The organism is Marinactinospora rubrisoli, assembly GCF_042664915.1.
GTDB lineage: Bacteria > Actinomycetota > Actinomycetes > Streptosporangiales > Streptosporangiaceae > Marinitenerispora > Marinitenerispora rubrisoli.
This window is the reverse complement of sequence record NZ_JBHTBH010000027.1, coordinates 1-5,001: the sequence shown is the minus strand read 5'-3', so window position 1 is coordinate 5,001 and position 5,001 is coordinate 1. Positions and strand designations below refer to the sequence as shown.

At 57.2% G+C, this 5,001-nt stretch carries 2 rRNA genes; both read left to right on the top strand.

Annotation, left to right across the window (positions count from 1 at the left end):
* Positions 1–28 precede the first annotated feature (28 nt).
* Positions 29–1,562 (top strand): 16S ribosomal RNA (locus tag ACFQRF_RS27640).
* Positions 1,563–1,891: 329 nt separating this feature from the next.
* Positions 1,892–4,976, top strand: a 23S ribosomal RNA gene (locus ACFQRF_RS27635).
* Together the 16S and 23S rRNA genes form the textbook arrangement of a ribosomal RNA operon.
* The last annotated feature ends 25 nt before the right edge of the window (positions 4,977–5,001 follow it).

Genomic DNA, 5,001 nt, shown 5'->3' with positions numbered 1-5,001 from the left:
GGGTTTCTGGGTGGTGGTTGTTCGGCCTTTGATGGAGAGTTTGATCCTGGCTCAGGACGAACGCTGGCGGCGTGCTTAACACATGCAAGTCGAGCGGTAAGGCCCTTCGGGGTACACGAGCGGCGAACGGGTGAGTAACACGTGAGTAACCTGCCCTTGACTCTGGGATAAGCCGGGGAAACCCGGTCTAATACCGGATATGACGTCTCACCGCATGGTGGGGTGTGGAAAGTTTTTTCGGTTGAGGATGGACTCGCGGCCTATCAGCTTGTTGGTGGGGTGATGGCCTACCAAGGCGATGACGGGTAGCCGGCCTGAGAGGGCGACCGGCCACACTGGGACTGAGACACGGCCCAGACTCCTGCGGGAGGCAGCAGTGGGGAATATTGCGCAATGGGCGGAAGCCTGACGCAGCGACGCCGCGTGGGGGATGACGGCCTTCGGGTTGTAAACCTCTTTTACCACTCACGCAGGCACCTGGTTTTCCGGGTGTTGACGGTAGGTGGGGAATAAGGACCGGCTAACTACGTGCCAGCAGCCGCGGTAATACGTAGGGTCCGAGCGTTGTCCGGAATTATTGGGCGTAAAGAGCTCGTAGGCGGCTTGTCGCGTCTGCTGTGAAAGTCCGGGGCTTAACTCCGGGTGTGCAGTGGATACGGGCTGGCTTGAGGTAGGTAGGGGAGACTGGAATTCCTGGTGTAGCGGTGAAATGCGCAGATATCAGGAGGAACACCGGTGGCGAAGGCGGGTCTCTGGGCCTTACCTGACGCTGAGGAGCGAAAGCGTGGGGAGCGAACAGGATTAGATACCCTGGTAGTCCACGCTGTAAACGTTGGGCGCTAGGTGTGGGGCCTTTCCACGGGTTCCGTGCCGTAGCTAACGCATTAAGCGCCCCGCCTGGGGAGTACGGCCGCAAGGCTAAAACTCAAAGGAATTGACGGGGGCCCGCACAAGCGGCGGAGCATGTTGCTTAATTCGACGCAACGCGAAGAACCTTACCAAGGTTTGACATCGCCGGTAAACCGCTGGAGACAGTGGGTCCTTCGGGGATCGGTGACAGGTGGTGCATGGCTGTCGTCAGCTCGTGTCGTGAGATGTTGGGTTAAGTCCCGCAACGAGCGCAACCCTTGTTCCATGTTGCCAGCACGTAGTGGTGGGGACTCATGGGAGACTGCCGGGGTCAACTCGGAGGAAGGTGGGGATGACGTCAAGTCATCATGCCCCTTATGTCTTGGGCTGCAAACATGCTACAATGGCCGGTACAGTGGGCTTGCGATGCCGTGAGGTGGAGCGAATCCCTAAAAGCCGGTCTCAGTTCGGATTGGGGTCTGCAACTCGACCCCATGAAGGTGGAGTCGCTAGTAATCGCGGATCAGCAATGCCGCGGTGAATACGTTCCCGGGCCTTGTACACACCGCCCGTCACGTCACGAAAGTCGGCAACACCCGAAACTTGTGGCCTAACCACGTTTGTGGGGGGAGTGAGTGAAGGTGGGGCTGGCGATTGGGACGAAGTCGTAACAAGGTAGCCGTACCGGAAGGTGCGGCTGGATCACCTCCTTTCTAAGGAGTCTTTGATAGCTGACCGTTTTTCCTGCATGGTTGGCGGACTCGTAAGTGGACCTGGTCTTCTTCCTCTTGTGGTTGAGGGTTCAGGATTGGCGCATACATGGAAACGAACTTCCCCTGGCTTTCGAAGAGGGTTGGGGGCGCGCTGTTGGGTGTCTGAGGATGCAACCGTTGGTTGTTTCCGGATGCCACTCTGGTGAAGACTTCCCTGGTGTTTTGGGCCTGGTGTTTTCGGGTCTGGTTGTTGGTGGGGTTGTTGTGGCTGGGTGTGTGGCTGGTGTTTTGATTCGTGGATAGTGTGCGCGAGCATCTTGTATCTGTGGTGGCCAAGTGATTGTGGCATACGGTGGATGCCTTGGCACCAGGCGCCGATGAAGGACGTGGGAGGCCGCGATAGTCCACGGGGAGTTGTCAACCGAGCTTTGATCCGTGGGTGTCCGAATGGGGAAACCTAGCCCGAGTTGTGTCGGGTTGCCGCTGCCTGAATGTATAGGGTGGTTGGTGGTGACGCGGGGAAGTGAAACATCTCAGTACCCGCAGGAAGAGAAAACAATTGTGATTCCCTGAGTAGTGGTGAGCGAAAGGGGATGTGGCTAAACCGTGCGCGTGTGATACTCGGCAGGGGTTGCGTGTGCGGGGTTGTGGGATGTGCTTTTTCTGAGTCTGCCGGCTTGGAGCGTTGATGCCGATGGTAGCTGAAGTCGTTGGGAAGCGGCGCCGTAGTGGGTGAGAGTCCCGTAGGTGAAGCTGTTGGCTGGGCGTGAGTGCAGTCCCGAGTAGCGCGGAGCTCGTGGAATTCCGTGTGAATCTGGCAGGACCACCTGCTAAGCCTGAATACGTCCTGGTGACCGATAGTGGACTAGTACCGTGAGGGAAAGGTGAAAAGTGCCCCGGTGAGGGGTTGTGAAATAGTACCTGAAACCGTGTGCTGTCAAGCCGTCAGAGCCTTTTTTGTGGGGTGATGGCGTGCCTTTTGAAGAATGAGCCTGCGAGTCATGGTGTGTGGCGAGGTTAACCCGGGTGGGGTAGCCGTAGCGAAAGCGAGTCTGAAGAGGGCGTTTGAGTCGCATGTTGTGGACCCGAAGCGGGGTGATCTACCCATGTCCAGGGTGAAGCGCGGGTAAGACCGTGTGGAGGCCCGAACCCACCAGGGTTGAAAACCTGGGGGATGAGGTGTGGGTAGGGGTGAAAGGCCAATCAAACTCCGTGATAGCTGGTTCTCCCCGAAATGCATTTAGGTGCAGCGTCGTGTGTTGCTTGCTGGAGGTAGAGCGACTGGTTGGTTGATGGGCCTGGTAAGGGTTACTGATGTCAGCTAAACTCCGAATGCCAGTATAGTTAGCGCGGCAGTGAGACTGCGGGGGATAAGCTTCGTAGTCGAGAGGGAAACAGCCCAGATCATCAGCTAAGGCCCCTAAGCGTGTGCTAAGTGGGAAAGGTTGTGGAGTTGCTGAGACAACCAGGAGGTTGGCTTAGAAGCAGCCATCCTTTAAAGAGTGCGTAATAGCTCACTGGTCAAGTGATTCTGCGCCGATAATGTAGCGGGGCTTAAGTACACCGCCGAAGCTGTGGGGCCCGGTCTTGTGCCGGGTTGGTAGGGGAGCGTCGTGCGTCCGGTGAAGCTGTGGGGTGACCTGTGGTGGAGGGTGTGCGAGTGAGAATGCAGGCATGAGTAGCGTAACCAACGTGGGAAACGTTGGCGCCGATTGACTAAGGGTTCCTGGGGCAGGTTAATCCGCCCAGGGTGAGTCGGGGCCTAAGGCGAGGCCGACAGGCGTAGTCGATGGATAACGGGTTGATATTCCCGTACCCGTTCATGCGCGTCCATACTGAACCCTTTGATGCTAACCGTTGCTGAGGTGGTTTCTTCTCTTCGGAGTTGGGATTGCTGAGGCTCGGGGCCCGATTTGGTAGTAGGTAAGTGATGGGGTGACGCAGTGGGGTAGCTCTACCGGGCGGTGGTTGTCCCGGGATAAGCGTGTAGGCTGGTGTGTTGGTAAATCCGCATGCTGTTAAGGCTGAGGCGTGATGTCGAGCCGTTTTTGGTGAAGTGAGTGATCCTGTGCTGTCGAGAAAAGCCTCTAGCGAGTGTGTGGGCGGCCCGTACCCTAAACCGACGCTGGTGGTCAGGTAGAGAATACTGAGGCGTTCGGGTGAACCATGGTTAAGGAACTCGGCAAATTGTCCCCGTAACTTTGGGAGAAGGGGAGCCCTGTCTGGTGATGAAACTTTGCTTTTGGAGCTGGGTGGGGTCGCAGATACCAGGGGGAAGCGACTGTTTACTAAAAACACAGGTCCGTGCGAAGTCGTAAGACGCTGTATACGGACTGACGCCTGCCCGGTGCCGGAACGTTAAGAGGACTGGTTAGCTCTTTTGGGGCGAGGCTGGGAATCTAAGCGCCGGTAAACGGCGGTGGTAACTATAACCATCCTAAGGTAGCGAAATTCCTTGTCGGGTAAGTTCCGACCTGCACGAATGGCGTAACGACTTCCCCGCTGTCTCAACCATGGGCCCGGTGAAATTGCACTACGAGTAAAGATGCTCGTTTCGCGCAGCAGGACGGAAAGACCCCGGGACCTTCACTATAGCTTGACATTGGTGTTTGGGATGGTTTGTGTAGGATAGGTGGGAGCCTGTGAAGCTTGGACGCTAGTTCGGGTGGAGGCGTTGGTGAAATACCACTCTGGCTGTTTTGGGCATCTAACCTTGGGCCGTGATCCGGTTCGGGGACAGTGTCTGGTGGGTAGTTTAACTGGGGCGGTTGCCTCCTAAAGGGTAACGGAGGCGCCCAAAGGTTCCCTCGGCCTGGTTGGTAATCAGGTGTTGAGTGTAAGTGCACAAGGGAGCTTGACTGTGAGACGGACGTGTCGAGCAGGTGCGAAAGCAGGGACTAGTGATCCGGCATCGGCGTGTGGAAGCGGTGTCGCTCAACGGCTAAAAGGTACCCCGGGGATAACAGGCTGATCTTCCCCAAGAGTCCATATCGACGGGATGGTTTGGCACCTCGATGTCGGCTCGTCGCATCCTGGGGCTGGAGTTGGTCCCAAGGGTTGGGCTGTTCGCCCATTAAAGCGGCACGCGAGCTGGGTTTAGAACGTCGTGAGACAGTTCGGTCCCTATCCGCTGCGCGCGTTGGAGACTTGAGGAGGGCTGTCCCTAGTACGAGAGGACCGGGATGGACGAACCTCTGGTGTGCCAGTTGTTCCGCCAGGGGCATGGCTGGTTGGCTACGTTCGGGAGAGATAACCGCTGAAAGCATCTAAGCGGGAAGCTTGCTTCGAGATGAGGTCTCCTTCCACCTTTGAGTGGGTAAGGTTTCCAGTGGATGACTGGGTTGATAGGCTGGGTGTGGAAGCACTGTGAGGTGTGGAGCTGACCGGTACTAATCGGCCGAGGGCTTGTCCGCCATGGATGCTGGGTGTTCGCGCACAC